Here is a 25,991-nt window from a genome sequence, read left to right as displayed (position 1 = left end):
CACAGGCAAGGCTGCCCACACTCCTACCGTGTCGAGCGTGATGATCACGGACCTCCCGACCGCTCCACCGGCCTGCGCGGCCATCTCGCGCCGGCTCCGCGAACCGTTGCGCGGCACCGCCGCGGTCACCCGGGGATGGCTGCTGGTGGAGCACCGGGGCGCCTGGGGCGACGGCGGGCTGGACCGGGCCGGTGCCGGTCCGGGGGTGGCGATCGAGGCGCGCTGCGAGGCGGCGGGTGTCCGCGTGGTGCTGGTCCGCGAGCCCGGCCGGTCCCGGGAGCAGGGCCCGTTCCGGGTGCAGCTCGCCCACTCCGGGCGCGCCGGGGAGTGGCTGGAGGAGCTGCGGGTGACGGGCCTGGACGAGCTCGCCGGCCTCGATCCCGCGGTGACGCTGTCCCCGGTGCCCCCGGGTCTCGGTCGGCGGGTCGCCCGGCCCCGGTTCCTGGTCTGCACGCACGGCCGCAAGGACGCCTGCTGCGCCGTGTTCGGCCGTCCGGTGGCCCGCGCGCTGGCCGCCGGTGGACGCGTGTGGGAGTCGACCCATCTCGGCGGCGACCGGTTCGCCCCGGCGATGGTGTGTCTGCCGCACGGGGTCTACTACGGCCACGTCGACCCTGCGGACGCCGGTGCGCTCGCCCGGTCCTTCGACGACGGCCTGCTCTCGCTGCGGCACCTGCGGGGCCGTTCCTGCGATCTGCCCGAGCAGCAGGTGGCCGAGCACGCGGTCCGCGACGCGCGGGGACTGACCGGGATCGACGACGTCACCCCGCTGGCGGTGCGCCCCGGCCCCGGTTCCGGTGACGGTGACGGTGTGATCGTGCCGGTCCGGCATCCGGGTGGCACGGACACCGTGCGGGTCCGCCCGGCGCCGTCGGCGGAGCGGCTGACGTCGTGCACGGCGGGGGAGTGGGGCAGGCCCGATCCACGCGCGGTCACGATCGTGCCCGCCCTGGCCGGCGGAGCGGCCCGGTGAGGGGGCCCGCGGTTCCCCGGCGGACGGTGCTGGGGGCGCTCGGCGCGTCCGTCCTGCTCGGTGCGTGCGGCACCCGGGCACCGTTGCCACCGGCCGACGGCGGCGGCCCGCGGGTGGTGACGATGGTCCCGGCGCTGCTCGACGCGGCGCTCGCGGTCGGCACGGTGCCGGTGCTCGCCGCGGTCGTCGGCACCGACCCGCCGGCGCATCTGGACGGCCGCGCCGATCGGATCGAGCTGATGAACGGGATGCTCGGTGTCGATGTCGAGCGGGTGGTCGCGGCCCGGCCGGACCTGATCCTGACCCAGGCCGGGGAGGGCAACGAGGTGGAGGGCCTGCGCCGGGTCGCCCGCACCGTCGAGATCACCCTCCCGCAGCCCGCCGGGCGCTGGAAGGAGTACGTCGCCGCGGTCGCCGGGGCGCTGGACGGCACCGGGGCGCTGCCCGCTGTGGAGTCCGAGCACGCCGGGCGGGTCGACGCCGCCCGGGAGGTGCTCGCCGCGCTCCCCGGGACCTGCTCGGTGCTGCAGGTCGACAGCGACCGGGTGCGCTCCTACGGGCCGGACTCGTTCGCCGGCTCGCTGCTCCGCGAGGCCGGGGCGGCCATGACGGACGCGCCCGCGGGCGCGCAGTGGAACGCCGACGGCTACCTCGACGTCAGCCGGGAGCAGCTCGCCGCGGTCGCCGGGGACACGCTCTTCCTGATGGTCCGGGTGATGGAGGGGGAGGACGACGCCGAAGCCCGGCGGGACCCGCTCTGGAGCCGGCTGGACGCCGTCGTGCAGGGGCGGGCGCACGTCGTCGACCGTGGGACGTGGGTGCACCGCGGGTACTTCTCCGCCGCGCACGTCCTGGACGACGCGACCCGTGCCGCCGGCGGCTGACCGGCCGGCCGGCGTTCACGACACCGCGCGGGCCAGCGCCTCCCGGATCCGGCCGCGGTCCGGCAGCGGGCTGGGGCGGCCGTCCGGGAGCAGGTAGAGGCGGCAGGTCAGCGCGGGCGGCGTGGTGTCCGGTGGCGGATCGATGTCGGCGCCGTCCACCCGGATCGTCGGTGAGCCGGTGAAGTGTTCCCGGGCCGCCTCGTCGTCGGTGAGCACCGGGCGGGACTCTACGGTCGCCGGATCGAGGCCGAGCGCGGTCATCTCCGCGCCCAGCAGCTCCAGCGCCCGCGGGTGCGACGGGCAGCCCGGCCACCACAGCAGCTCCACCACCGGTGCGCCGTTCACGACGACCACTTGATCGAGCAGCCGAGGACGTCGGTCTCCGGCCGGTCGGGGGCGCGGCCGTCGAGCACCGCGGCGAGCGCGTCGCGCAGCAGGTCCGCGGCCAGGTCCGGTTCGCCGACGTCGGCGTCCGGCGCGCCGTGGTACGCGACGGTGCCGGCGGCGTCGAGCACGAACACCTCCGGGGTGTACCGGGCGCCCCAGCTGCGGGCGACCGACTGGTCGGCGTCGACCAGGTAGGGCCCGGCGAACTCGCCCGCGGCGACCCGTTCCCGGGAGCGCTCGACGCCGTCGAGCACGGTGCCCGCGGCCGGGTCGTTCGCGTTGATCTGCAGGAACCGCACGCCACGGTCCGCGTGGTCCCGGGCGACCTGCTGCAGCCGGTCGTGCCAGCCCAGCGAGTAGGGGCAGTGGTTGCAGGTGAAGATCACCACGGTGGCGGGCCCGGCGGAGGTGCCGCTGCGCAGCGGGACCGGCGTGCCGTGCACGTCGGGCAGCACGAAGCCGGGCGCCGGGTCGCCGGGTCGCAGCGCGCGGGCGGTGCCCTGCGGGTGCACGTGGTGTGCCCGGCCGGTGATGCGGGCGATCCGGCCCGTGCCGTCGAGGGAGAACAGCAGGTCCATCGCGGCCATCGGCTCCGGCGGCACCGGTAGCCCGGGCACCCGCACGTGCACCGGGCCGCCGCCCGGGCCGGTGGCGCGCAGCACGACCGGATCGGCGCCGGGCTCGGGGAGGGCCCACTCGACGTCGTCGCCGAGCCAGCCGGGCGGCATCACCATCGAGGACTGGGCGAGCACCGCGTCCGGCCCGACCGAGGGGGTGGGCGGGAACTCGAACACCACCTCCGGTGCGAGCAGCGGACGGCGGGCGGCGGCCGGGTCGGCGGCGGTGTCGGCGTCGATCCAGCCGCGGACGGCCTCGGGTGCGGCGGCGGGTGCGGTCACGGACGGCTCCAGTTGATCGAGCACCCGACGACCGGGGTGCGGGCGGGATCGGGGGTGCGGCCGTCGAGCACGGCGTCGATCGCGGCGCGCAGCCAGGCCGCGTCGAGCGCCGGATCGGTGGCGTCGGCGTCCGGGGCGCCGTGGTAGGCGACGACGCCCGCCGGATCGAGGACGACGACGTCGGGGGTGTTGCGGGCGCCCCAGCTGCGGGCGACCGACTGGTCGGCGTCGACCAGGTAGGGGCCGGCGAACTCGCCTGCGGCGACCCGCTCCCGGGAGACGTCGAGCCCGTCGCGCGGGTTGACCGCCGGGTCGTTCGCGTTGACCTGCAGGAAGCGGACGCCGCGCGCGGCGGTGTCCCGGGCGACCTGCTGCAGCCGGTCGTGCCAGCCGAGCGCCCACGGGCAGTGGTTGCAGGTGAAGACGACCACGGTGGCCGTCGCGGCGGCCGGGTCCAGGACCGTCTCGGTCCCGTCGGTGCTGGGCAGGACCAGCCCGGGTGCGACGTCGCCGGGCTCCGGCGCGGCGGCCAGCCCGGGCGGCTCGGGATGGTGCGGCTGCGGCGCGATGAGCGCGATCCGGCCGTCGTCGTCGAGCACGAACCGGATGTCGAAGGCGCTCATCGGGCCGCCCGGGCTGGGCAGCGGGGCGCCGGCCGGGCCGGTCGCCCGGACGGTGGCCTCCGCGCCGGTGGCGGAGACCAGGCTCCACTCCGCGTCGCCCAGCCAGCCCGGCGGGATCATCAGGCCGATCCGTTCCAGCACCGGATCCGCGCCCTGCACGCGGTGCGCGCCGAACTCCAGGACGGCGGTGTCGGCGAGCAGGTCGCGGCGGCCGCCGGCCGCCTCCGGGGACCGTTCGGCGGAGATCCAGTGGCGGACCGCGGACGGTGCGTCGGCGAGGGTGGTCATGGGCGCTCCCGATGTCGCTGGTGTGACATCAGGATAGTCGTTAGACGCTTAACGTGTCACATGACGGTGATGCAGCCGGTCAGCCGTCCCCGGGGCCGGTCCGGCGGGCCCGGTCGGCGAAGTGGCCGTGCGCGGCCGGCCGCCACGCCGACCGGCACCGCAGCACCAGCTCCCGGGCCCGCTCCCGGGGCCAGTCCGCGGGCAGCGCGTCCTCCGGCAGTCCCGGATCGGCCAGCGCGCAGTCCCGCCAGGCCCGGCTCAGCGCGGTCCAGGCGGCGAAGCAGCCGGCCGGCCCGTCCGCGGTGCGATCGGCGAACCCGGCGAGCAGCGCGTCGTAGTGCCGGGCGACCGCGTCGAGATCCCAGGCCCCGGCGACCACCGCCGCTGCGTCCGGGTGCACGATCTGCGAGCGCAGCGCGGTGACGGCGGCCCCCTCGGACTCCAGCGCGGCCAGCACCAGATCCAGGTAGCGGCTGCGCGGCGCGAGCCACACGCCGTCGCCGAGCCGGCCCCAGCCGGCCAGCAGCAGCGCCGAGCGCGAGCGGTCCCGGGCCCGCCGGTCGGCGTGCGGGCCGACGACGACCACGTCCCAGGAGCCGTCACCGGGCCCGCCCGGGGCGTCCGGGGCGAGATCGACGGAGCCCTGCAGCAGGGTCTCCCGCAGCTGCGGGGTGATGCGGACCTGCGAGTGCCTGCCGTGCCGCGCGGTGGTGAGCCCGCCCTCGCGCACGGTGCGCGACACCGCCTGCCGGACCGCGGCGGGGGAGTGGCCGAGGGTGCCCAGCACGTCCACCAGCGTCGCGTGCCACACGGTCCCGTCGCCGGGGGCGACGTACTCGATCAGCACGTCGACCAGCGCGGCCACCGCCGATCCGGCCCGGCCCGGCTGCTCCCCGCGTGCCCGGCCGTTCACCGCAGCAGCTCGGGCGTCTCCCACGGCTCGCCGAGCACGTGCTCGCCGAGGAACGCGTACACCGTGCGGTACCAGAGGATCGAGTGGTTCGGCGAGAGCACCCAGTGGTTCTCGTCCGGGAAGTACAGGAACCGGTGCGGGTTCGCCGCCGGATCCGGCTGCCGGGACACCAGGTCCCACCACAGCCGCAGGCCCTCGCCGATCGGCACCCGGTAGTCCTTGTCGCCGTGGATCACCAGCATCGGGGTGACGATCGCGTCCGCGTGCCGGTGCGGGCTGTTCGCCTCCGCCATCTCCGGCGTCATCTCGGTCAGCCAGTACTCGGCGTGGTCGGTGGTCGGGCCGAACTGGTCGAGCGCCCACAGGCTGGCGTGCGTGACGATCGCGGCGAACCGGTCGGTGTGCCCGGCGATCCAGTTCGCCATGTACCCGCCGAACGAGCCGCCCATCACGGCGACCCGGGTGTCGTCGACGTCCGGGCGGGCCAGCGCGGCGTCGGTGGCGGTCATCAGGTCCTCGTAGGGCGGCCCGCCCCACCGGCCCCAGCCGCGCTGCACGAAGTCCTGCCCGTAGCCGGTGGACAGCGCCGGATCGGGCAGCAGCACCGCGTAGCCGCGGGCGGCGAGCAGCCACGGGTTCCACCGCCACGCCCAGGCGTTCCAGCTGGCCAGCGGGCCGCCGTGGATCCACAGCAGCAGCGGCGCCGGCCGGTCCGGCCCGGCGCCGTCGGGCAGCACCAGCCAGCTGCGCAGCCGGGTGCCGTCCGGTGCGGTCGTCTCCACCTCGGTGAGCCCGCCGGGCAGCTGCACCGCGGGCACCGGGCCGCGCAGCTGCACCGGTGCGCCGTCGCGGGCGGTCGCGTCCACCCGGACCGGCGCGGGTGCCGCGTCGACGGCGTTGCGCAGCGCGTACACCCAGCGGCCGTCCGGCGACGGGCAGGGATCGGTGTAGCAGCCGTGGTCGCCGGTCAGCCGGGTCACCGTGTCGGCGCCGGGCGCCAGGTCGATCCGGAACAGCGGGCCGCGGCCGCCGTCGTCGGCGGTGACGATCAGCGCCGACGAGTCCGCGGTCCAGCGCACCGAGGTCGGCCAGCGGTCCCAGCCCTCGGCGACCGGGCGGGCCGCGCCACCGGCCAGCGGCACCAGCACCAGATCGGTGCGCGGCGCCACCTGCGGGGTGGAGACCCGCTCCCGCCGCACGACGACCGTCCGGCCGTCCGGGCTGATCCGCGGGTCGCCGTACTCGTGGCCGTCGTCGGACAGCAGATCGCGGTGCTCGCCGGTGACGGTGTCGATCGCGACGATCCCGGGCCGCCAGCTGCCGTGGCCGTGCGCCCGGTGCCAGCCGGTGACGACGGTCGAGCCGTCCGGGGAGACGTCGAACGCGGTCTCGTCGAGCGCCCGGCCCGGCGCCGGGGTGAGATCGGTCCAGCCGGACTCGCCGGGCCCGTCGCCGTCCGCCGGGGCCACCAGCAGCCGGTTCCCGGCCGGGCCGAGATCGTGGTCCCAGTGCCGCACCGGGTAGCCGGTGTGCAGGATCGCGGTGACCTTCGCGTCGGAGCGGGCCGACCGCCGCTGCTCGTCGTCGGCCGCGGTCACCGCGCCGGGCAGCGTCGGCGACGACGCCACCAGGGTCCCGGCGCCGGTGGCGACCGCGACGTCGGCGATCCCGCCCGGCCGGCCGCCGATCTGGCGGGCCTCGCCACCGCCGGCCGGGAGCAGCCACAGCGCGGTGGCCGGATCGGTCTCCTGGCCGGCGTCCAGGTCCGGGCGCGACGACCGGAACAGCAGGTCACCGGCCGGGGTGAACACCGGACCCGACTCGCCGGCGGCGCCCCGGGTCAGCCGCCGGGCGGGTGTCCCGCCGTCCGGGTCGACCTCCCACAGCGCCGTCCGGTAGCGGGTCGCGTCGGACTCCAGCTCGGCGACGCCGGTCACCAGCCGGGAGCCGTCGGGCGAGAGCGCCAGCCCGCCGAGGCGGGGCAGCGCGACGTAGGCGTCGAGATCGTGGAACGGGGTCTTCGGGGCGTCGTCCGTCGGCACCCCCGGTTCATAGCATCCCGGGTGCCCCCGCTCCCGGCCGATCCGCCGATCAGGAGGGCAGCAGCAGGAGTTTCCCGGTGGTGCGCCGCCCCTGCAGGTCCTCGTGCGCGGTCCTGGCCTCGGTGAGCGGGTAGCGGTGCCCGATCCGCACGTCCAGCCGGCCGGCCGCGACCTCGGCGTAGACGGCGGCCGCCCGGGCCCGCAGGATCTCGGTGGTCTCGACGTAGTCGAACAGCTTCGGCCGGGTCAGGTGCAGCGAGCCGCCCGAGTTGAGCCGCTGCGGGTCGACCGGCGGGACCGGGCCGGACGCGGCGCCGTAGAGCACCAGCGTGCCGCGCCTGCGCAGCGCGGCCAGGCTCGCGTCGAAGGTGGTCCGGCCGACGCTGTCGAACACGACGTCGACGCCGGTCCCGCCGGTCAGCCCGCGGACCTCGGCGGCGAGATCGTCCACCCGGGTGTAGTCGATCACCTCGGCGGCACCGGCGCCGCGGGCCAGCTCGGCCTTCTCCGCGCTGGACGTCGTCGCGATCACCCGGGCGCCCTTGGCGGTCGCCAGCTGGGTGAGCAACAGCCCGACCCCGCCGGCGGCGGCGTGCACCAGCACCGTCTCGCCACCGGTCAGCGGGCGGCAGTCGTTGACCAGGAAGTGCGCGGTCATGCCCTGCAGCAGCGCCCCGACCGCGACGTCGTCGGCGATCGACTCCGGCACCGGCACGGCCTTCGCCCACGGGACGACGGTCTGCTCGGCGTAGCTGCCCAGCGTCTCCGCCCAGGCGATCCGGTCGCCCACCGCGACCCCCTCGACGCCCTCGCCGAGCGCGGTCACCCGGCCGCTGCCCTCCAGGCCGGGCACGTACGGGGTCTCGATCGGGTAGATGCCCTCACGCTGGTAGGTGTCGATGTAGTTGACGCCGGCGGCGCCCACCTCGACCAGCACCTCACCCGGTCCGGGAGCCGGCGGCTCGACGTCGGCGACCTCCAGCACGTCCGGTCCGCCGGCCCTGGTCACCCGTACCGCTCGCATGCGCACTCCTCCTCGTCGTCGTGGTCGGTGGCTGCCGACGATCATGCCCTCAGGCGTCCCGGCGCCGCATCCGCACGGTCAGCACCACCGCCCCCACCAGCAGGTGGCCGAGTGCGACCAGGGTGCTCGCGGCCAGCCCGCGGTAGGGCAGCGGATCGCGCAGCACGTCGGCGACGGCGTCCCAGCCGGTGGTGATCAGGTAGGGGCGCAGCGGCTCCAGCGCCGGGATCGCGGCGAGCACCCCGGTCAGGATCAGCCCGCCCAGCACCGACGACAGCACCACCAGCGGATGCTCGGTGCAGGCCGACACGGCGAGCGCGACGGCGCCGATCGCGGCCAGCTGGCCCAGCGTCCACAGCGCGGCGAGCCCGATCCGCTGGGCGGCGTCGGAGAGCGGCAGCACCGATCCGGACAGGCTGACCAGCGCACCCCCGTCACCCGCGACGAGCGGCACCACCGGCGGCCCGATCAGCACCCAGCCGGCGACCGTGCCGGACACGACGACCGCGGCGACCGCCAGCACCGCCACCACCAGCACCCCGAACGCCTTCATGACGACCAGCCGCAGCCGCCCGACCGGGGCGAGCAGCAGCCCGCGCAGGGTGCCGTGCTGCGACTCGCCGGCGATCGCGTCGGCCGCGGCGACCGCCACGGCGAGCGGCAGCAGCAGCGTGAGCAGCGCCGACAGCGCGGCCACCGGCAGGGTCAGCCCGTTGCCCGTCACCTGGGACAGCAGGCTGCGCGACGGGCCGTCGGACAGCGCGATGCCGACCGCCATCAGCACCGGGACCAGCGCGAACAGGCCCAGCCCGACCAGCGTCCGGGGCCGCCGCAGCACCCAGCGCAGCTCGGCGCCGAGCAGCCGCGACCAGGGGACCGGGCGGACCGGCACCGCGCCGCTCACCCGTCCCCCTCGGTGATCCGGGTGAACAGCGTCTCCAGGTCGGGGCGCTGCCTGCGCAGCCCGTGCACCGGGACCTCGGCCCGCACCAGCGCTGCGAACAGCTCCGGCGCCGGCGGCCCGTCGTCGACGACCACCCCGCCGTCGTCGGCCCGCGCGCTCGCCCCGGCCCCGCGCAGCACCCGCAGCGCGCCGCCGACGTCGGTGGTGCCGATCTCCCAGCCGCCGGCGACCGCGTCGAGCAGCCGGTGCAGCTCGCCGGAGGCGACCAGCGCGCCCCGCTTGAGCACGGCGACGTGCGTGCACACCGCCTCCACCTCCGACAGCAGGTGCGAGGACAGCAGCACGGTGACCCCGGAGCGCCGCAGGTCGGCGACCACCGCCCGGATCTCCCGGGTGCCCGCCGGGTCGAGCCCGTTGGTCGGTTCGTCGAGCACGACCAGCCGGCGCGGCACCACCAGTGCGGCGGCCAGCCCGAGCCGCTGCTTCATGCCCAGCGAGTAGCCGCGGTAGCGGCGCCCGGCCGCCCCGGCGAGCCCGACCCGCTCCAGCGCGGCGTCCACCGCGGGCCGGATCGCCGGGCCGGTCAGCCGCGGTTCGAGCGCCGCGACCCGGCGCAGGTTCTCCCGGCCGGACAGGAACGGATGGAACCCGGGCCCCTCGACGAGCGCGCCGACGTCGGGCAGCGCGGCGGGCAGCCCGCCGGGCACCGGGCGGCCGAGCAGCTGCACGGTGCCCGAGGTGGGCCGGGTGAGGCCGAGCAGCATCCGGATCAGCGTGGTCTTGCCCGAGCCGTTCGGGCCGAGCATGCCGAACACCGACCCGGCGGGCACGTCGAGATCGACGCCGTCCACCGCGGTGACCCGGCCGAACACCTTGCGCAGCTCCCGGACCCGGGCGGCGGGCCCGTCCGGGGCGGGGGACGGGACCGCGCTCATCGACCGCCGCTCACCGGTCGAGCGCGGCGCCGAGGACGTCGGTGCCGACCGCCCCGGCGGCGAACCGGCCGTCGTCGGTGACGATCGCGGAGCCCGCGTTCGTGGTGACCTGGTGGCCGGTGCCCCACGGCCCGGACACCGGGGTGCCGATCCCGGCGATCGTGGCGCTCGCGTCCTCCGGCAGCGGGCCCGTCCACACGACGACGGTGTCCCAGCCGTCGCCGACGACCGCCGGTGCGGCACCCTCGGGCGGTGCCGGGGCCGGGGCGGGCGGTGGCGCGTCCTCGATCTGCGCGCCGGGTGGCGGGGTGAAGGTGAACAGCGCCGGATCCTGCGGGCCGAACCCGATCTCGTCGACGCCGATCCGGAGCACCGGATCGGTGCCCGCGCCGAGCACGGTCAGCTCCAGCGGGGTGCGGGTCTGCGCGTCGACCGCCGCCCGCACCTCGCGCAGCACCGTCCGCTCGCCCGGCTGCGGGGTGAGGACGAGGGTGTAGGCCGGGCGGCCGGCGATCTCGGTGGTGCCGTCGACGGCGACGGTGCTGGTGTCGCGCAGCGCCGCCACGATCTCCCGGGCGGCGGCCTGCGGATCGGTCCCGGCGCGCTCCGGGCGGTCGGCGTGCGCCGGGATCCGGGTGGCGACCCGGTCGGCGGAGTCGTAGACCCAGGTCGTGCCGCCGCCGCGGACGTAGGTGCGCTCGCTGTCCGGACGGGGCAGCGCCACCCGGCCGCCGCCCGCGCCGTCCGACCAGACCCGGGCGGTCGAGGTGCCCTCGGCGAGCAGGTCCGATCCGGCGCCGGGCAGCGCGGGCAGGCCGAGCCGGTTGTCGACCGAGACGGTCGCGGCGAGCGCGACCGGCTCCGCCCCGATGACGGAGGCGACCAGCTCCTCGGCGGTCACCGGCGGCAGCTCGGGCGCGGCCGCGGCGCGGGCGGTGACCAGGCCCGCGGTGAGCGCGACGGCCACCGCCGCGGTGAGCGCGGCGGCGATCCCGCCGCGGCGCAGCCGGCGGCCCGGGGGATCGGCCGGGGGATCGGACGTCATGTCACCAGGGTGCCGTACGACGGGAGCATCGTGCAGGGCCGTGCAGGGCCGTGCAGGGCCCGTGCCGGACCGGTGCGCAGCGCGCAGCGGCGCGCGGCCGGGACGGGTCAGGGCGCGTCGGCCGAGGCCCCGGCGAGCGGGCGGCCGCCGGGGGCGGGATCCGCGGTGCGCGGGAGCGGGGCGGGCGGCGCCGGGCGGGTGGCCGTGCCGGCCCACATCCAGGCCGCGGCCGCGGTGACCAGACCGGCACCCAGCACGTGCAGCGACACCAGCAGCTCCGGCACCCCGAGCGCGTACTGGACGCTGCCGAGCACCCCCTGGGCGAGCACGACGGCGATCAGCGTCGCGTACCGCCGGTTCAGCGCGGCCGGCGCACCGACCGCGCGGAACAGGAAGCCGATGCCGACCAGGACGCCGAGGTAGAGGAACAGCGCGTCGACGTGGATCTGGGTGAGCAGCGGGATGTCGACGGCCAGCCGCGGGGTGTCCGGGTCGCCGCCGTGCGGACCGGCCGCGGTGACCAGGGTGCCGGCGACCAGCAGCACGGCGAGCACCGCGGTGGAGAACAGCACCAGGCCGCGACCGGCGGCGGGGACGGTGAACGTGACCGGGCCGTCGTCCTCGGTGGTGGCGGTGACCAGCAGCACCGCGAACCAGACCAGCACCATGGACGCGAGGAAGTGCAGCATCACCGTCCACCAGGCCAGCCCGGCGAGCACGGTGATCCCGCCGATCACCGCCTGGGCGACGACGCCGATCGGCATGGCCAGCGCGAGCGCGGTCAGCCGGCGCCGGCGCGGCCGGGTGCAGAGCGCCGCGAGCAGGGTCGCCCCGGCGGTGAGCACCACGAGGATGCCGAGCAGCCGGTTCCCGAACTCGATCCACATGTGCAGCGGCGCGATCTCGGCGTGCGAGACCGGCACCATGCTGCCCGGCTCGCACTGCGGCCAGGTCGAGCAGCCCAGCCCGGAACCGGTGACCCGCACGACCGAGCCGGTCACCCCGATCCCGATCTGGGCGACCAGGTTCGCGATCGACAGCCGGCGCATCAGCACCGGCGGGGTGGACGGCACACGGCGGAGGAGACCGGTCACGCTGGACACACTACGAATGGTAGAAGAACGGCTGCCGCGTCCGGTTACCGGGACACCAGCCGGCGCAGCAGGGCGTCCGCGGGTCCCGGCCGGCCCGCGGCCTCCAGCCGGGCCGCGACCAGCAGCGACACCAGCCACACCGCGACCGCGGCGAGCAGTGCACCGGCGTTGCCGACGTACCGGCCGAGGCCGCCGAGATCGGGATGCAGCACGACCGCCACCAGCACCGAGTTGAGCAGGTAGAAGGTCAGCGAGCGGCGGCCCATCGCGGCGACCGCGCCGGCCAGCGGGCCCGGCCGGTCCTGCAGGCGCAGCCCGAGCAGCGCGAACGCCGCCGCGTACCCGGCCCCACCGGCGACCCCGGTCAGCACCTGCAGGGCGAGCAGCAGGCCGCCGGTCACCCCGCCCGGGACGAGCACCCCGGTGGTAATCAGGACGGCCGGCACCGCGCCCAGCACGGACACCGTGACACCGCCCACGGCGATCCGGCCCAGCGTGCGGCGGTGCGCCGCCGGGTCGTCGAGCAGGCCGGCCCGGGCGGCCAGGTAGCCGAGCACGACCAGCAGCAGCAGGGGATAGGCGAACCCGACGTAGAGCGGTGTGACGGGGGCGCCGACGATCCGGGCGATCCAGTCACCGGCCGTGGTGTAGCCCGGGATCACCTCCGCGGCGGCGCCGGAGGCGGTCATCGACCAGAGGCCGATCATGCCGAGCGGCACGGTCACCGCGTAGCCGGCGGCGAACCACAGCGCGGCCCGGCGGACGGTCCGGTCCGGCCGGAACAGCAGCCATCCGGTGAGCAGCGCGGCGAGGCCGTAGGAGGCGAGGATCTCGCCGGGGAACACCAGGATCGCGTGCACCAGCCCGAACAGCACCAGGAACAGGCCCCGGCGGCGGACCGACCGCCTGATCTCCGGCCCGGGGACCTCGCGGCCGCCCCGGCCGCGCTGCTGCCGGGCCACCGACCAGGCCAGGCCGTAGCCGAACAGGATCGCGAACATCGGGAACGCCCGGTTGTCCAGCAGCAGCGTGGTCAGCACGGCCGCGATCCGGTCGACCGGCGCCGCACCCGCGGTCGCGGTGCCGAACGGCACCGCGGCGTACACCCCGGCGTAGGCCATCGCGATGAGCAGCAGCATCGCGCCCCGCGCCAGGTCCGGCGCGAGCAGCCGGCCGGTCGCCGGCCGCGGCGCGCGCTCGGTCTCGTGGGTCATGGCCGGGTGCCTCCTCGTCGTCCGGCCGGGCGGTGGACGGCCCCGGCCGGACCCGATCATGACGGTGAACCGGACGAACCGGATCCCCCGGAAGTCACGACCGCGGCCGACCGAGGTCGATCGACGACCCCTCTTCCGGCGCGGGGAGGATCAGCGCCAGCGGACCAGCCGGGCCGCGGCGAGACCGGCGGCGACCGCCCAGCCGGCGAGCACCAGCAGCGACCCGATCGCCGGGAACCGGCCCTCGCCGAGTGCGGCCCGCAGCGCGTCGGCCAGCGCGCCCGACGGCAGCCAGGGCGCCACCGCGGACAGCGGGCCGGGCAGGTCGGCCACCGGGACCAGGATCCCGCCGGCCAGCAGCAGCACGAACCACACGACATTGGCGACCGCGAGCACGATGTCGGCACGCAGCGTCCCGCCGAGCAGGATGCCCAGCGCGCCGAACGCCGCGGCGCCCAGCAGCACCGCGACCAGCACGCCGTCGATCCGGGCACCGGCGGGCGTCCAGCCGAGGGCGGCGGCCAGCGCCGTCAGCATCAGCACCTGCAGCAGCACCACCACGGCGACCGCGACCAGCCGGCCGCAGACCAGCAGCCAGCGCGGCAGCGCGGTCGCGGCGAGCCTGCGCAGCGCCCCGTAGCGGCGGTCGAAGCCGAGCGCGATCGCCTGGCTGGTGAACGCCGAGCTCATCACCGCGAGCGCGAGCATCGAGGCCAGGAACCAGCTGATCCGGGGCTCCGGCGAGGGCAGCGCGGGGATCAGGGTGAGCCCGACCAGCAGCGCGGCCGGGATCAGCAGGGTGAGCAGCACCTGCTCGGCGTTGCGCAGGGCCAGCCGGGTCTCCAGGCCGCCCTGCGCGCGGAGCATCGTCAGCGTGTCGCCGCGGCCCGGATCGGGGGCGAAGGTCCCGGCGGGGAACCGTTCGGTCACGAGCGCAGCTCCCGTCCGGTGAGGTCGAGGAAGACGTCCTCCAGGCTGCGCCGCACCACCTGCACGTCGTCGGCGAGCACCCCCTGGTCGGCGCACCAGGCGGTGATCGCGGCCAGCGCGGCGGGATCGATCCGGCCCTGCACCCGGTAGCGGCCGGGCGCGGTCTCGCTGGTCGCGTAGCCGTGCGGGAGCCGGAGATCCAGGCCCGCGGTGTCCATCCCGGGGCGGGCCCGGAACCGCAGCTCGGTCTGGTCGCCCGCGGTGAGCTGGGCGGGGGAGCCGTGCGCGACGATCCGGCCGCTGTCCAGGATGACGACGTCGTCGGCGAGCTGCTCGGCCTCGTCCATCAGGTGGGTGGTCAGCAGGACGCCCACCCCGTCCCGGCGCAGCGCGCGGACCAGCTCCCAGACCAGGTGCCGGGCCTGCGGGTCCAGCCCGGCGGTCGGCTCGTCGAGGAACACCAGCTCCGGCCGCCCGACGACGGCGCAGGCGAGTGCGAGCCGCTGCTGCTCCCCGCCGGAGAGCCGCTTGAACGGCGTGCCGGCCCGCGGCCGCAGCCCGAGGACGTCGATCAGGTGGTCGGGATCGATCGGGTGCGCCGCGCAGGCGGCGACCAGGTGCAGCATCTCGCCGGTGCGCACGGCCGGGTAGGCACCGCCGCCCTGCGGCATCACCCCGACCCGCGGCCGGACGGCCTCGTCGCCCGGGTCGCGCCCGAGCACCGTGACGGTACCGGCGTCGGCCCGGCGGAAGCCGGTGCAGACCTCGACCGTGCTGGACTTCCCGGCCCCGTTCGGGCCGAGCAGCGCGAGCACCTCGCCGCGGGCCAGATCGAGGTCGACCCGGTCGACCGCGGTGACCGGGCCGTAGCGGACGACCAGGTCGCGTACCTCGAGCGCGGCGCTCACCGGGCCGGTTCCGGTTCCGGTGCGGCGGCCGTACCGGCCGGGGCGCGCAGCACGTGCCGCACCACCAGCAGCGACAGCGCGAACATGACCAGCCCGGCGATCACCGCGAGCGGCAGCTGGAACCCGCGGAAGATGAAGTCGGCCCCGGTCGGCGGCACCACCAGCGCGAGGAACGCCGACAGCAGCAGCATCGCGCGCCGGTAGTGCGGCATCGCGCGGGTCGCGACCAGCGGCAGCAGCGCCCAGAACAGGTACCAGGGGTGCACGACCGGGCCGAGCAGCACGACGGCGCCGAGCGCGGCCCCGGTCGCGGTGACCGGATCGACCCGCCCGCGCAGGCAGGCGAGCAGCAGTACGACGACGATGACCGCGATCGGGATCGCGAACAGCCCGCGGGCCAGGGTCAGCGTGGCGGTCGTGTGGTCGCCGAGCCCGGCCAGCCGGCCGACCTGCCCGGCGAGCAGGCCGACGTCGGTGCTGACCGACATCCAGCTGAGGATCTCGCTGGGCGCGGACAGCCCGCGCAGCCAGTTGAAGCCCAGCCCGGTGGCGAAGCTGAAGAACGAGAACACCACCGCCGCGACGGCGGTCAGCCAGCTGGTCATCACCACCCAGTCGACGAGGCGCCCGCCGCGCCGCCGGATCAGGTAGACGCCGACGAAGCCGAGTGCGACCAGCGCCGGGAGCTTGACCGACGCCGCCGCGACCAGCAGCGCCGCCCCCAGCGTGATCTTCCACCAGGGTTGCACCGTGTCGTCGCGGCCGAGCATCACGTAGAGCCCGAGCAGCATCAGCGGGATCATGATCGACTCGTTGTGGATCCCGCTGACCAGGTGGAACAGCACCAGCGGGTTCGCGGCGCCGAGCCACAGCACCAGCCCGGCGTCGAGATCGAACCGGGCGGCCAGCCGGGGCAGCACCCAGACCAGCAGGGCGACGCCGAGCAGCGCGAGGATCCGGTGCTCGATGATCCCGAGCACCACGTTCTCGCCGGACAGCGCGGTGATGATCCGGCCCAGCCCGAGGAACAGCGGGCCGTAGGGGGCCGGGGTGTCCCGCCAGATCGTCGGGATCCCGCGGGTCAGCGGATCGTCGATGCCCAGCGCCTGCGCCGGGCCGATCGAGTACGGGTCGATCCCGCGGGCCAGCGTCGCGCTCTGCGCCAGGTAGCTGTAGATGTCCTTGGAGAACATCGGCGGCGCCAGCGCCAGCGGCAGCCCCCACAGCAGCGCGGTGCGGCCCAGCTCGCGCCGCTCCGGGGCCGGGTGCCGGGCGCCGCGGGCGGTGAGCATCCGGGCGATCCAGAGCCAGGCCGTGACGACCATCAGCAGGCCGGCGTAGGTGACGGCGATCGCGAGGGTGACGTTGCGGGCGGGCAGCCCGATCACCCGCAGGCCGTGCAGCGGGTTCGGCACCGGGAACGCGCCGGAGCCCAGCGCGCTGATGCCCATCAGGATCGCGCCGGTCAGGCCGAGCCGCCGCGCGATCCGGGCCTGGTCACGCAGTCCGCGCCGGGTCGCCGGTCGCTTCCGGGAGCGGGGCCCGTCCGGATCGGCCGACGGCTCCGCGCTCCTGGGGGAGTCGTCGCGCCCGGGTGGGGCGACCTCGGGCGTCACCATGACCACGAAGGTTAATGGGGGCACCTCCCGGCACCGGGTACCGGTCCTCACCGGCCGCGACCGGACGGAGGGGTGAGCCCGGTCACCCGGAGCGGGGGCGGTTTTGCCGACTGCGGGTATATCCGCAACACTGGTGTTGTGAAAACGAACCGGACCGCGCAGACGCGCCAGGACCCGGCCTGCGGGCACGGGTCCGACGCGGTGCTGCCCGGGTCCGGTACCGGCACCCGGGCCGCGGTGGCGCGGGTGCTGATGGAGCAGGGTCCGGTCACGGCCGCGGTCGTGGCCGGCGAGCTCACCCTGACCGAGGCCGCCGTGCGGCGGCACCTGGACGCGCTGATCGCCGACGGCGAGGCGGAGGTCCGGGCGCCGGCGCGATCGGCCCGCCCGCGCGGGCGCGGCCGTCCGGCCCGGGAGTACCTGCTCACCGACACCGGCCGGGTCCGCTTCGGGCACGGCTACGACGACCTGGCCACCTCGGCGCTGCGGTTCCTCGCCGAGACGGCGGGCGAGCAGGCGGTCGACGCGTTCGCCCGCCGCCGGGTGCGGGACCTGCTCGGGGCCGACATGGACTCGGTCACCGCACCCGCCGCACCGCAGGACCGCGCCGAGGCGCTGGCCCGGGTGCTGAGCGCCCGCGGCTACGCTGCACAGACCCGCCGCGGCGGGCTCGGCGTGCAGCTCTGCCAGCACCACTGCCCGGTGGCGCACGTCGCCACCGAGTTCCCGGAACTCTGCGAGGCCGAGACGCGTGCCTTCGCCGATCTCCTGGGTACCCACGTGCAGCGGCTGGCGACGATCGCGCGCGGCGACGCCGCGTGCACCACACACGTCCCGCTCGAGGATCCCGAACACCTCGGGCGGGCGACGCACCACGACAGGCGCCGGCCCGCGGCGGGGGACCCACGGCCCCCCGAGCAGCGCGACCGGCCGGTGCAGCAACAGGCCCACCGCCCGGCCACCGTGGATCGGCAACCCACGGCGCAGGTGCGGCAGGCGCACGAAGAAGGAGACCCCGCCGACGGCGGGACCTCCTCCCACCACGGTCCCCGAAAGGGAGGCAGTCCGTATGACGACCACTCCTGATGTGCGCACCGAGCTCACCCAGGAGGAGACGATCGCGGCGCTCGGCCGGTACGACTTCGGCTGGGCCGACTCCGACGAGGCGGGCTCCATCGCGAAGCGTGGCCTGTCCTCCGAGGTCGTCGCCGACATCTCCCGCCTGAAGAGCGAGCCCGAGTGGATGCTCGAGTTCCGGCAGAAGGCGCTCGACATCTTCGGCAAGAAGCCGATGCCGCGGTGGGGCTCCGACCTGTCCGGGATCGACTTCGACAACATCAAGTACTTCGTCCGCTCCTCGGAGAAGCAGGCCGCCACCTGGGAGGACCTGCCCGAGGACATCAAGAACACCTACGACAAGCTGGGCATCCCGGAGGCGGAGAAGGCCCGGCTGGTCTCCGGTGTCGCGGCGCAGTACGAGTCCGAGGTCGTCTACCACTCGATCCGCGAGGACCTCGAGCAGCAGGGCGTCATCTTCCTGGACACCGACACCGCGCTGAAGGAGCACCCGGAGCTGTTCCGGGAGTACTTCGGCTCGGTCATCCCGTCCGGGGACAACAAGTTCTCCGCGCTGAACTCGGCGGTCTGGTCGGGCGGATCGTTCATCTACGTCCCGCCGGGCGTGCACGTCGACATCCCGCTGCAGGCCTACTTCCGGATCAACACCGAGAACATGGGCCAGTTCGAGCGGACGCTTATCATCGTCGACGAGGGTGCCTACGTGCACTACGTCGAGGGCTGCACCGCGCCGATCTACAAGACCGACTCGCTGCACTCGGCCGTGGTGGAGATCGTGGTCAAGAAGGGCGGCCGCTGCCGCTACACCACGATCCAGAACTGGTCGAACAACGTCTACAACCTGGTCACCAAGCGCGCCAAGGCCGAGGAGGGCGCGACCATGGAGTGGGTCGACGGCAACCTCGGCTCCAAGGTGACCATGAAGTACCCGGCCGTGTGGCTGATGGGCGAGCACGCCAAGGGCGAGGTCCTCTCGATCGCCTTCGCGGGCGAGGGCCAGCACCAGGACGCGGGCGCCAAGATGGTGCACCTGGCGCCGAACACGTCGTCCACGATCGTGTCGAAGTCGGTCGCCCGCGGCGGCGGCCGCACGTCCTACCGCGGCCTGGTCCAGGTCAACCCGCGGGCGAAGAACTCCCGCTCGACGGTGAAGTGCGACGCGCTGCTGGTGGACACGATCTCCCGGTCGGACACCTACCCCTACGTCGACATCCGCAACGACGACGTGTCGATGGGCCACGAGGCCACGGTCTCGAAGGTCTCGGACGACCAGCTCTTCTACCTGATGAGCCGCGGTCTGACCGAGGACGAGGCGATGGCCATGGTGGTGCGCGGGTTCGTCGAGCCGATCGCCCGCGAGCTGCCGATGGAGTACGCGCTGGAACTGAACCGGCTGATCGAGCTGCAGATGGAGGGTTCCGTCGGATGACGGCCAGTGAAGTTGTCAGCGGCGATGTCGCCGGCCTCGCGCCCGAGCTGAAGGGCGCCAAGGAGGGCCAGGGCGAGGTGCCGATCGCCTCGGCGGGCGAGCGGTTCCGGTCGTTCGACGTCGACGCCTTCGAGGTCCCCGGTGGCCGCGAGGAGAACTGGCGGTTCACCCCGCTGCGCAGGCTGAAGGGCCTGCACGACGGCTCGGCCGCGTTCGAGGCGGTCGCGCCGGTCACGGTCACCGAGACCGCGGGCGTCACCGTGCAGAAGGTCGGGCGCGACGACGCCCGGATCGGCGAGGGCGGTGTCCCGTTCGACCGGGTCGCCGCAGCCGCCTGGTCGGCCTTCGGCGAGGCCACCCTGGTGACCCTGGACGGCGAGCCGGAGCCGGTGACCGTCGTCGTGGAGGGCCCCGGCGAGGGCGCCACCGCGGCCGGCCACCTGCACATCCGCACCACCCCGCACACCCGGGCGACGGTCGTCGTCGAGCACCGGGGTTCGGGGGTGCTCGCGGACAACACCGAGGTGGTGCTGGCCGACGGCTCCCAGCTGACCCTGGTGGTCACCGAGGAGTGGAACGACGACGCCGTGCACGTCGGCTCCGAGCACTTCAGCATCGGCCGCGACGCCACGCTGCGCGCGACCACGGTGCAGCTCGGCGGCGACCTGGTGCGTGTCTCGTCGACGGTCGGCTACGCCGGCCCCGGCGGTGACGCCGAGCTGCTCGGCCTCGGCTTCGCCGACGCCGGCCAGCACCTGGAGCAGCGGCTGCTGGTCGACCACTCGGTGCCGAACTGCAAGTCGAACGTGCTCTACAAGAACGCGCTGCAGAGCGACTCGCGCGACTCCGCGCACGTGGTGTGGATCGGCGACGTGCTGATCCGGGCCGCCGCGGAGAACACCGAGACGTTCGAGTTCAACCGGAACCTGGTGCTCACCGAGCACGCCAGGGCCGACTCGGTGCCGAACCTGGAGATCGAGACCGGCGAGATCGTGAGCGCCGGGCACGCCAGCGCCACCGGCCGGTTCGACGACGAGCAGCTGTTCTACCTGCGCAGCCGCGGCATCCCGGAGGACCAGGCCCGGCGCCTGGTCGTCCGCGGCTTCTTCGGCGAGGTCCTGAACAAGATCACCCTTCCCGAGCTGCGCGAGCGGCTCGAGGCGGCCGTCGAGGCCGAGCTCGCCCTGACCGGCGCCTGACCACCACACCAAGTACGGAGCCACCCACAGATGTCCACTCTGGAGATCAAGGACCTGCACGCCTCGGTCGAGACCGAGGACGGTCCGAAGGAGATCCTGCGCGGGGTGAACCTCACCGTCCGCGCGGGCGAGACGCACGCGATCATGGGCCCGAACGGCTCGGGCAAGTCCACACTGGCCTACGCGGTCGCCGGGCACCCGAAGTACACGATCACCTCGGGCGAGGTGCTCCTGGACGGCGAGAACGTCCTGGACATGGCGGTCGACGAGCGGGCCCGGGCGGGCCTGTTCCTCGCCATGCAGTACCCGGTCGAGGTCCCGGGCGTGTCGATGGCGAACTTCCTGCGCAGCGCGGCCACCGCGGTGCGCGGCGAGGCGCCGAAGCTGCGCACCTGGGTCAAGGAGGTCAAGGAGGCGATGTCCGACCTGGACATCTCCGCCGAGTTCGCCGACCGCTCGGTGAACGAGGGCTTCTCCGGCGGCGAGAAGAAGCGGCACGAGGTGCTGCAGCTCGGCCTGCTGCACCCGAAGATCGCCATCCTGGACGAGACCGACTCCGGCCTGGACGTCGACGCCCTGCGCGTCGTCTCCGAGGGCGTGAACCGGTACCGGGAGGGCGGCGAGACCGGCGTCCTGCTGATCACGCACTACACCCGGATCCTGAACCACATCCGGCCCGACCACGTGCACGTGTTCGCCGGCGGCCGGATCGTCGAGTCCGGCGGTCCCGAGCTGGCCGACGAGCTCGAGCGCAGCGGCTACGAGCGGTTCACCAAGGCCGCGGCGGTCTGATCATGACCCTCACCCACGGAACCGGGACCACGGGCGGCCTGGACGCCGACACCGTGGCCCGGATCCGGGCGGACTTCCCGATCCTCGCGCGCACCGTGCGCGAGGAGAGGCCGCTGGTCTACCTCGACTCCGGCGCGACGTCGCAGCGTCCGCGCCAGGTGCTCGACGCCGAGCGGGCGTTCCTGGAACGGCACAACGCGGCCGTCCACCGGGGCGCGCACCAGCTCGCCGAGGAGGCCACCGACGCCTACGAGTCCGCCCGCGCGCGTATCGCGGCGTTCGTCGGAGCGGACGACGACGAGGTCGTGTTCGTGAAGAACGCGACCGAGGGCATCAACCTGGTCGCCTACGGCATGGGCAACGCCTCGGTCCGGGAGGGTCTCGGCCCGGAGTCGGAGCGGTTCGCGCTCGGCCCCGGCGACGAGGTCGTCACCACCGAGCTGGAGCACCACGCGAACCTGGTGCCCTGGCAGGAGCTGTGCCGGCGGACCGGGGCGACCCTGCGCTGGTACCCGGTGACCGACGACGGCCGGATCGACCTCGACGGCCTCGAGCTGTCCGAGCGCACGAAGGTCGTCGCCTTCACCCACCAGTCGAACGTGACCGGGGCGGTGTCCCCGGTGGCCGAGCTGGTCCGCCGGGCCCGCGCGGTCGGCGCGCTGACCGTGCTCGACGCCTGCCAGTCGGTGCCGCACATGCCGGTCGACCTGCACGCGCTCGACGTCGACTTCGCGGTGTTCTCCGGGCACAAGATGCTCGGCCCGTCCGGCGTCGGCGTGCTGTACGGCCGGCGCGAGCTCCTGGCGGAGCTGCCGCCGTTCCTCACCGGCGGGTCGATGATCGAGATGGTGCGGATGGAGGGCTCCACCTACGCGGCACCGCCGCAGCGGTTCGAGGCCGGCGTGCCGATGACGTCGCAGGCGGTCGGGCTCGGCGCGGCCGTCGACTATCTCGAGAGCATCGGGATGGACGCGGTCGCCGCGCACGAGGCGGAGCTCACCGCCGCCGCACTCGACCGGCTGTCCGCGATCGACGGTGTGCGGATCGTCGGACCCACCTCGGTGCAGGGGCGCGGGGGAGCGGTGTCGTTCGTGGTGGACGGCATCCACGCGCACGACCTGTCCCAGGTGCTCGACGACCGCGGGATCGCGATCCGGGTGGGGCACCACTGCGCGTGGCCGCTGCACCGGCGCTACGGGATCGTGGCCACCGCCCGCGCGTCGTTCGCCGTGTACAACACGCTCGACGAGGTCGAGGCGCTGGCCGACGGGGTCCGGGCCGCCCAGAAGTTCTTCGGGACGGTGTGACCGACGTGCAGCTGCAGCAGATGTACCAGGAGATCATCCTGGACCACTACCGCGACCCGCACGGGTCCGGTCTGCGCGACCCCTACGACGCCGAGACCCACCACGTGAACCCGACCTGCGGGGACGAGGTGACGTTGCGGGTCACCCTGGACGACACGGCGACGGTGGTCCGGGACGTGTCCTACGAGAGCCTCGGCTGCTCGATCAGCCAGGCATCGGTCTCGGTGCTGCACGATCTCGTCGTCGGCCGGCCGGTCGGCGAGGCGTGGAAGGTCATGGCGGCGTTCCAGGAGATGGCGCAGGGCCGCGGCAAGGTCGAGCCGGACGAGGACGTCATCGGCGACGGCGTCGCCTTCGCCGGCGTCGCCCGGTACCCGGCCCGGGTGAAGTGTGCTCTCCTGGGCTGGATGGCGTTCAAGGACGCGGTCTCCCGCACCGACGCGACGATCGACACCGCCGACGCGGCGGCATCAACGACGGAGGGATCTCCGGCATGAGCGACACGACCGAGCAGCAGACCACCGAGCAGGACACCGACGTCGTCCGCGGGGCGGCCGGGATGCCCGAGCCGCCTGCGGCCCCGGCCGAGGGCGCCACCCAGGACCAGCTGGAGGAGGCGATGAAGGACGTCGTTGATCCCGAGCTCGGCATCAACGTCGTCGATCTGGGTCTCGTCTACGGCATCGACCGGGACGGCGACACGGCGGTCATCGACATGACGCTGACCTCCGCCGCCTGCCCGCTGACCGACGTGATCGAGGAGCAGACCCGCTCCGCGCTCACCGCCGGTCCGGACGGCGGGCTGGTCTCCGACATCCGGATCAACTGGGTCTGGATGCCGCCGTGGGGCCCGGAGAAGATCACCGAGGACGGCCGCGAGCAGCTGCGCGCCCTCGGCTTCCGGGTCTGACCCGCAGCACCCCCCGACGAGCGGGCCTCCCGTGGCGATCACCGCCGCGGGTGGCCCGCTCGTGGCATGAGCGGGCTCAGCCGAGGTGGGCGGTGCGGATCCGCTGCTCCAGTCCGGCGACCCCCGAGGTGTCGATGCCGAACTCGGCCTCCAGCACCCGGATCACCTCGGCCGATGTGGTGAGCTCCCGCTCCTCGGTGCGGCCGTCCGTCCGGCGCAGCGTGTAGCGGGTCCCGGCCAGCGTGGCGCGCCGGTCGGCGCCGGAGTACGCGGCGACCAGCCCGGTCCGGAAGTGCGACCCCGGATGGTGGGTCAGGTACCAGGAGCCCATCGCGTAGTCGATGTCCGGTACCGGGGTCAGGTCGAAGGTGTACTGGGTGAGCCACTCCCCGCCGCCGCGCCGCTGCTGGGTCCAGGTGCCCGCGCCGTCGGTCCGGAAGCGGTGCTCGGCGTGCGCCGTCGGCTGGGCGGTGCCGCTGACCAGTCGCAGCGGCTCCGAGGGAACGGTGCCGCCGAAACCGACGTCGGCGACGAAGGTGCCCCCTGTGTCTCCTGCGGTCGCTGTGATCTCGATCAGGGTGAGCCGGTGCGTGCGCATCGTCGGCGGTGCGCCGTCGGGCAGGCCCAGCCGGACCCGGCCGACCAGCGGGGTGACCCGGTACCCGAGGTCGCCGAGCACGTCGTGCAGCAGCCGGTTGTGCTCGAAGCACCAGCCGCCGCGGCGGCCGTGCACCAGCTTCGCGACGATGCCGGCCCGCTCGACCGGCGGCTCGGTGCCGGTGAACGGATCGAGGTTCTCGAACGGGATCGTCGCGACGTGGGCCCGGACGATCCGGCTCAGCAGTGCGACGTCGGGCGGGCCCGGTGCGACACCGATCCGGTCCAGGTACGCGACCACGTCCGGGGGCAGCTCGTCGGCAGGCGGGCCGTCAGGTGCGCGCGCCGGGCTCGTCGTGGATGTGCCGGATGCGGCCGGCCGGACCGCCGGGGTGCTGGTCATACCGGCGACCCTGTCTGCTGAACCGGGGTTGAGGTCAACTGCGGTCCCCGACGGGTGACCTCAGCGCTCCCGGGCACCGCGCAGCGCCCAGGCGCGCAGGTGGGTGTAGCCGCGGGTGTGCAGGGTGGCGATCCGCCGCAGGTCGAAGCGGGGATCGTCGCGCAGGGACTCGTGCATCTCCCGGTCCACCAGCACGGTGTCCGGGCGGGCCTCGGAGGTCAGCCGGGCGGCGACGTTGACGACCTCGCCGTAGACGTCGCCGTAGCGGGCCAGCACCATCCCGTGCGCGATCCCGATCCGCAGCAACGGCAGCGACGGCTCGGTCCGCACCCGGTCGCGCAGCCCGAGCGCGATCGCCGCGGCGTCGGCGGGATGCTCGGTCGCGAACAGCACCTCGTCGCCGACGGTCTTGATGATCCGGCCGCGGCCGTTCGCGATGACCTCGTTGGTGACGGCGCCGAACCGCTCGATCATCTCGCCGAGCTCGGCCATCGACCGGCGGCGGGTGGTGCGGGTGAAGCCGACCATGTCGGCGAACCCGACCGACAGCGGCCAGGTGTCGGCGGAGATAAGCTCGGTGTCGGAGCGCTGGGCGCCCGCCGTCCACCGGACCGCGGTCGCCGCGAGGTGCCGCCGCCAGACGTAGGACTGCAGGCTCTCCAGCTCGGGGAGGACCTCGGCGGCGAGCCGGGCGGCGTCGCGTGGGGTCAGCTCGCCGACGTGCGCGGCGGCCACCTGCGCGAGCATCCCGACCTGCCACTCCGCGAGCCGGGACAGCGACTGGGCGATCGCCCGGGCGACGGCCTCCCGGGGGCCGTGCTCGGGCAGCCACTCGCGGGTCAGGTCGACGACCTTGCGCGCCGCCTCCAGGTCGACCCGGGTGAACACGCGGTCGTCCGGGTCCGGATCGGGGAAGCCGAGCGCCCGCCACAGCCGGCCGGACTCCTCCGGGTCGAGCCCGGTGGCCTCGACGAGCTCGTCCCGGGTGAACTCGCGCGGGGCGCCGAGGATGAACTCGTCGAGGACGGGTGCCTCGATCTCGCTCCAGTCGATCTGCGCGGGATCGGGCAGCGGCCTGCGCTCGGGGGGACGCTCGTCGGACACGGATCAGGTGGTGTGCACGACGAGCACGTCCACCCCGGCGCGCCGGGTGGCGTCGGCGGGGACGGACCCGAGCAGCCGCCCGGAGAACGTGTTGAGCCCGCGGTTGCCGACCACCAGCAGGTCCGCGTGGTGGTCCTTGACGGCCTTGCGGAGCACGTCGACCGGGGCGCCGTCCTCGGCGTGCGTGGTCACGTTCCGGGCGCCGGCCGCGGCCGCCCGGTCGGCGGCCTCGCGCAGCGCCTCCTCGGCCGGTGTCCAGCCGGTGACCAGGTACGCCTCGTCCTTCAGCGCGTCCTCGGCGGCGGCGGTGTCCTCCCGGCTGGCCGGGGTGTAGGCGGAGACGATGACCAGGGTGGCGCCGCTGTCGGCGGCGACCCCGGCCGCACGCTCGACGGCCGCGAACGAGGTCGACGAGCCGTCGGTCCCGACGACGATGGTCTTGTATGCGGGCATGGGCAGCCTCCGATGGGGAGCGGGACCGCACCCGCCCG

The 25,991-nt window shown here is 75.0% G+C and carries 26 protein-coding genes; 9 read left to right on the top strand and 17 right to left on the bottom strand.

All coding sequences use genetic code 11. The features are described from left to right. Positions 1 to 40 precede the first annotated feature (40 nt). Positions 41 to 973, top strand: coding sequence for a ferredoxin family protein (locus tag ABD160_RS32140; RefSeq protein ID WP_344030181.1), 933 nt, complete (start codon positions 41 to 43; stop codon positions 971 to 973). Beyond that, complete coding sequence (locus ABD160_RS32135) at positions 970 to 1,857, top strand: ABC transporter substrate-binding protein (protein WP_344030132.1); 888 nt, start codon at positions 970 to 972, stop codon at positions 1,855 to 1,857. Before ABD160_RS32140 ends, ABD160_RS32135 begins: the two co-directional genes overlap by 4 nt. Before the next feature lie 15 nt (positions 1,858 to 1,872). Here the strand turns inward: ABD160_RS32135 and ABD160_RS32130 are convergent, their stop codons facing one another. The 14 genes from ABD160_RS32130 to mptB all read right to left on the bottom strand — a co-directional run bounded on the left by ABD160_RS32130 (position 1,873) and on the right by mptB (position 16,682). Beyond that, the gene (locus ABD160_RS32130) at positions 1,873 to 2,202 is read right to left on the bottom strand and encodes a DF family (seleno)protein (RefSeq protein ID WP_344030130.1); all 330 of its coding nucleotides are present in this window, start codon (positions 2,200 to 2,202) and stop codon (positions 1,873 to 1,875) included. Beyond that, the gene (locus ABD160_RS32125; RefSeq protein ID WP_344030128.1) at positions 2,199 to 3,143 is read right to left on the bottom strand and encodes a thioredoxin family protein; all 945 of its coding nucleotides are present in this window, start codon (positions 3,141 to 3,143) and stop codon (positions 2,199 to 2,201) included. The genes ABD160_RS32130 and ABD160_RS32125 overlap by 4 nt, the downstream gene beginning before the upstream one ends. Continuing rightward, positions 3,140 to 4,054, bottom strand: coding sequence for a redoxin domain-containing protein (locus tag ABD160_RS32120; protein ID WP_344030126.1), 915 nt, complete (start codon positions 4,052 to 4,054; stop codon positions 3,140 to 3,142). Before ABD160_RS32120 ends, ABD160_RS32125 begins: the two co-directional genes overlap by 4 nt. Positions 4,055 to 4,133: 79 nt before the next feature. Further along, a complete protein-coding gene (locus tag ABD160_RS32115; RefSeq protein WP_344030123.1) occupies positions 4,134 to 4,967 on the bottom strand; it encodes a PaaX family transcriptional regulator C-terminal domain-containing protein in 834 nt (277 codons plus the stop codon). Then, a complete protein-coding gene (locus tag ABD160_RS32110; protein WP_344030121.1) occupies positions 4,964 to 7,009 on the bottom strand; it encodes a S9 family peptidase in 2,046 nt (681 codons plus the stop codon). Before ABD160_RS32110 ends, ABD160_RS32115 begins: the two co-directional genes overlap by 4 nt. Before the next feature lie 49 nt (positions 7,010 to 7,058). Then, positions 7,059 to 8,033, bottom strand: coding sequence for a quinone oxidoreductase family protein (locus ABD160_RS32105; RefSeq protein ID WP_344030118.1), 975 nt, complete (start codon positions 8,031 to 8,033; stop codon positions 7,059 to 7,061). A gap of 49 nt (positions 8,034 to 8,082) precedes the next feature. Further along, positions 8,083 to 8,937 (bottom strand): ABC transporter permease, encoded by an 855-nt coding sequence (locus ABD160_RS32100; protein WP_344030115.1) that lies wholly within the window; start codon positions 8,935 to 8,937, stop codon positions 8,083 to 8,085. Then, positions 8,934 to 9,872, bottom strand: coding sequence for an ABC transporter ATP-binding protein (locus ABD160_RS32095; RefSeq protein WP_344030112.1), 939 nt, complete (start codon positions 9,870 to 9,872; stop codon positions 8,934 to 8,936). The genes ABD160_RS32100 and ABD160_RS32095 overlap by 4 nt, the downstream gene beginning before the upstream one ends. A 10-nt stretch (positions 9,873 to 9,882) precedes the next feature. Next, entirely contained in the window at positions 9,883 to 10,917 is a 1,035-nt protein-coding gene (locus tag ABD160_RS32090; protein ID WP_344030109.1) for a LolA family protein, read from the bottom strand. Positions 10,918 to 11,024: 107 nt separating this feature from the next. After that, entirely contained in the window at positions 11,025 to 12,011 is a 987-nt protein-coding gene (locus ABD160_RS32085) for a COX15/CtaA family protein (RefSeq protein ID WP_344030106.1), read from the bottom strand. A 44-nt stretch (positions 12,012 to 12,055) separates the two neighbouring features. Then, positions 12,056 to 13,225: a DUF418 domain-containing protein gene (locus ABD160_RS32080; protein ID WP_344030104.1), complete on the bottom strand. Its 1,170-nt coding sequence runs from the start codon at positions 13,223 to 13,225 to the stop codon at positions 12,056 to 12,058. 150 nt (positions 13,226 to 13,375) lie between these two features. Beyond that, the gene (locus ABD160_RS32075; protein ID WP_344030102.1) at positions 13,376 to 14,155 is read right to left on the bottom strand and encodes an ABC transporter permease; all 780 of its coding nucleotides are present in this window, start codon (positions 14,153 to 14,155) and stop codon (positions 13,376 to 13,378) included. Further along, positions 14,152 to 15,063 carry an ABC transporter ATP-binding protein gene (locus ABD160_RS32070; protein WP_344030100.1) on the bottom strand — a complete coding sequence of 304 codons (912 nt, stop codon included), beginning with the start codon at positions 15,061 to 15,063 and terminating at the stop codon, positions 14,152 to 14,154. The genes ABD160_RS32075 and ABD160_RS32070 overlap by 4 nt, the downstream gene beginning before the upstream one ends. After that, on the bottom strand, positions 15,060 to 16,682 hold the full coding sequence (gene mptB / locus ABD160_RS32065) for a polyprenol phosphomannose-dependent alpha 1,6 mannosyltransferase MptB (protein WP_344030097.1): 1,623 nt from the start codon (positions 16,680 to 16,682) through the stop codon (positions 15,060 to 15,062). Before mptB ends, ABD160_RS32070 begins: the two co-directional genes overlap by 4 nt. Before the next feature lie 138 nt (positions 16,683 to 16,820). On the opposite strand from mptB, the gene ABD160_RS32060 reads away from it, so the two are divergent. From ABD160_RS32060 to ABD160_RS32030, 7 genes are read left to right on the top strand one after another with little or no spacing between them, the layout of a single operon-like run. After that, positions 16,821 to 17,768 (top strand): helix-turn-helix transcriptional regulator, encoded by a 948-nt coding sequence (locus ABD160_RS32060; RefSeq protein WP_425563699.1) that lies wholly within the window; start codon positions 16,821 to 16,823, stop codon positions 17,766 to 17,768. After that, positions 17,752 to 19,188, top strand: a complete 1,437-nt coding sequence (gene sufB / locus ABD160_RS32055) for a Fe-S cluster assembly protein SufB (RefSeq protein WP_344030094.1) — start codon at positions 17,752 to 17,754, stop codon at positions 19,186 to 19,188. The genes ABD160_RS32060 and sufB overlap by 17 nt, the downstream gene beginning before the upstream one ends. Further along, complete coding sequence (sufD, locus tag ABD160_RS32050) at positions 19,185 to 20,387, top strand: Fe-S cluster assembly protein SufD (RefSeq protein ID WP_425563698.1); 1,203 nt, start codon at positions 19,185 to 19,187, stop codon at positions 20,385 to 20,387. The genes sufB and sufD overlap by 4 nt, the downstream gene beginning before the upstream one ends. A gap of 30 nt (positions 20,388 to 20,417) precedes the next feature. Then, complete coding sequence (gene sufC / locus ABD160_RS32045) at positions 20,418 to 21,179, top strand: Fe-S cluster assembly ATPase SufC (RefSeq protein WP_344030091.1); 762 nt, start codon at positions 20,418 to 20,420, stop codon at positions 21,177 to 21,179. Positions 21,180 to 21,181: 2 nt separating this feature from the next. After that, positions 21,182 to 22,486, top strand: coding sequence for a cysteine desulfurase (locus ABD160_RS32040; protein ID WP_344030088.1), 1,305 nt, complete (start codon positions 21,182 to 21,184; stop codon positions 22,484 to 22,486). 5 nt (positions 22,487 to 22,491) lie between these two features. After that, positions 22,492 to 22,983 (top strand): Fe-S cluster assembly sulfur transfer protein SufU, encoded by a 492-nt coding sequence (sufU, locus tag ABD160_RS32035; protein WP_344030173.1) that lies wholly within the window; start codon positions 22,492 to 22,494, stop codon positions 22,981 to 22,983. Then, positions 22,980 to 23,396 carry a metal-sulfur cluster assembly factor gene (locus ABD160_RS32030; RefSeq protein ID WP_344030085.1) on the top strand — a complete coding sequence of 139 codons (417 nt, stop codon included), beginning with the start codon at positions 22,980 to 22,982 and terminating at the stop codon, positions 23,394 to 23,396. The genes sufU and ABD160_RS32030 overlap by 4 nt, the downstream gene beginning before the upstream one ends. Before the next feature lie 76 nt (positions 23,397 to 23,472). Here ABD160_RS32030 and ABD160_RS32025 read toward each other — a convergent pair whose 3' ends face one another. From ABD160_RS32025 to ABD160_RS32015, 3 genes are read right to left on the bottom strand one after another with little or no spacing between them, the layout of a single operon-like run. Beyond that, positions 23,473 to 24,396 carry an arylamine N-acetyltransferase family protein gene (locus ABD160_RS32025; protein WP_344030083.1) on the bottom strand — a complete coding sequence of 308 codons (924 nt, stop codon included), beginning with the start codon at positions 24,394 to 24,396 and terminating at the stop codon, positions 23,473 to 23,475. A gap of 60 nt (positions 24,397 to 24,456) precedes the next feature. Beyond that, positions 24,457 to 25,500: an adenylate/guanylate cyclase domain-containing protein gene (locus tag ABD160_RS32020; RefSeq protein WP_344030080.1), complete on the bottom strand. Its 1,044-nt coding sequence runs from the start codon at positions 25,498 to 25,500 to the stop codon at positions 24,457 to 24,459. A 3-nt stretch (positions 25,501 to 25,503) separates the two neighbouring features. Beyond that, positions 25,504 to 25,953: a universal stress protein gene (locus ABD160_RS32015; RefSeq protein WP_344030078.1), complete on the bottom strand. Its 450-nt coding sequence runs from the start codon at positions 25,951 to 25,953 to the stop codon at positions 25,504 to 25,506. Positions 25,954 to 25,991 lie beyond the last annotated feature (38 nt).

Source organism: Pseudonocardia kongjuensis (genome assembly GCF_039526905.1).
GTDB lineage: Bacteria > Actinomycetota > Actinomycetes > Mycobacteriales > Pseudonocardiaceae > Pseudonocardia > Pseudonocardia kongjuensis.
This window is presented reverse-complemented; position numbering and strand designations above follow the sequence as displayed.

Bases quoted from the DNA above. Each gene is read 5' to 3' on its own strand.
- ABD160_RS32140 (WP_344030181.1), top strand. From the start codon at position 41: ATGATCACGGACCTCCCGACCGCTCCACCGGCCTGCGCGGCCATCTCG.
- ABD160_RS32120 (WP_344030126.1), bottom strand. From the start codon at position 4,054: ATGACCACCCTCGCCGACGCACCGTCCGCGGTCCGCCACTGGATCTCC.
- ABD160_RS32105 (WP_344030118.1), bottom strand. From the start codon at position 8,033: ATGCGAGCGGTACGGGTGACCAGGGCCGGCGGACCGGACGTGCTGGAG.
- ABD160_RS32095 (WP_344030112.1), bottom strand. From the start codon at position 9,872: ATGAGCGCGGTCCCGTCCCCCGCCCCGGACGGGCCCGCCGCCCGGGTC.
- ABD160_RS32090 (WP_344030109.1), bottom strand. From the start codon at position 10,917: ATGACGTCCGATCCCCCGGCCGATCCCCCGGGCCGCCGGCTGCGCCGC.
- ABD160_RS32080 (WP_344030104.1), bottom strand. From the start codon at position 13,225: ATGACCCACGAGACCGAGCGCGCGCCGCGGCCGGCGACCGGCCGGCTG.
- mptB (WP_344030097.1), bottom strand. From the start codon at position 16,682: ATGGTGACGCCCGAGGTCGCCCCACCCGGGCGCGACGACTCCCCCAGG.
- sufB (WP_344030094.1), top strand. From the start codon at position 17,752: ATGACGACCACTCCTGATGTGCGCACCGAGCTCACCCAGGAGGAGACG.
- sufD (WP_425563698.1), top strand. From the start codon at position 19,185: ATGACGGCCAGTGAAGTTGTCAGCGGCGATGTCGCCGGCCTCGCGCCC.
- sufC (WP_344030091.1), top strand. From the start codon at position 20,418: ATGTCCACTCTGGAGATCAAGGACCTGCACGCCTCGGTCGAGACCGAG.
- ABD160_RS32040 (WP_344030088.1), top strand. From the start codon at position 21,182: ATGACCCTCACCCACGGAACCGGGACCACGGGCGGCCTGGACGCCGAC.
- ABD160_RS32030 (WP_344030085.1), top strand. From the start codon at position 22,980: ATGAGCGACACGACCGAGCAGCAGACCACCGAGCAGGACACCGACGTC.
- ABD160_RS32025 (WP_344030083.1), bottom strand. From the start codon at position 24,396: ATGACCAGCACCCCGGCGGTCCGGCCGGCCGCATCCGGCACATCCACG.
- ABD160_RS32015 (WP_344030078.1), bottom strand. From the start codon at position 25,953: ATGCCCGCATACAAGACCATCGTCGTCGGGACCGACGGCTCGTCGACC.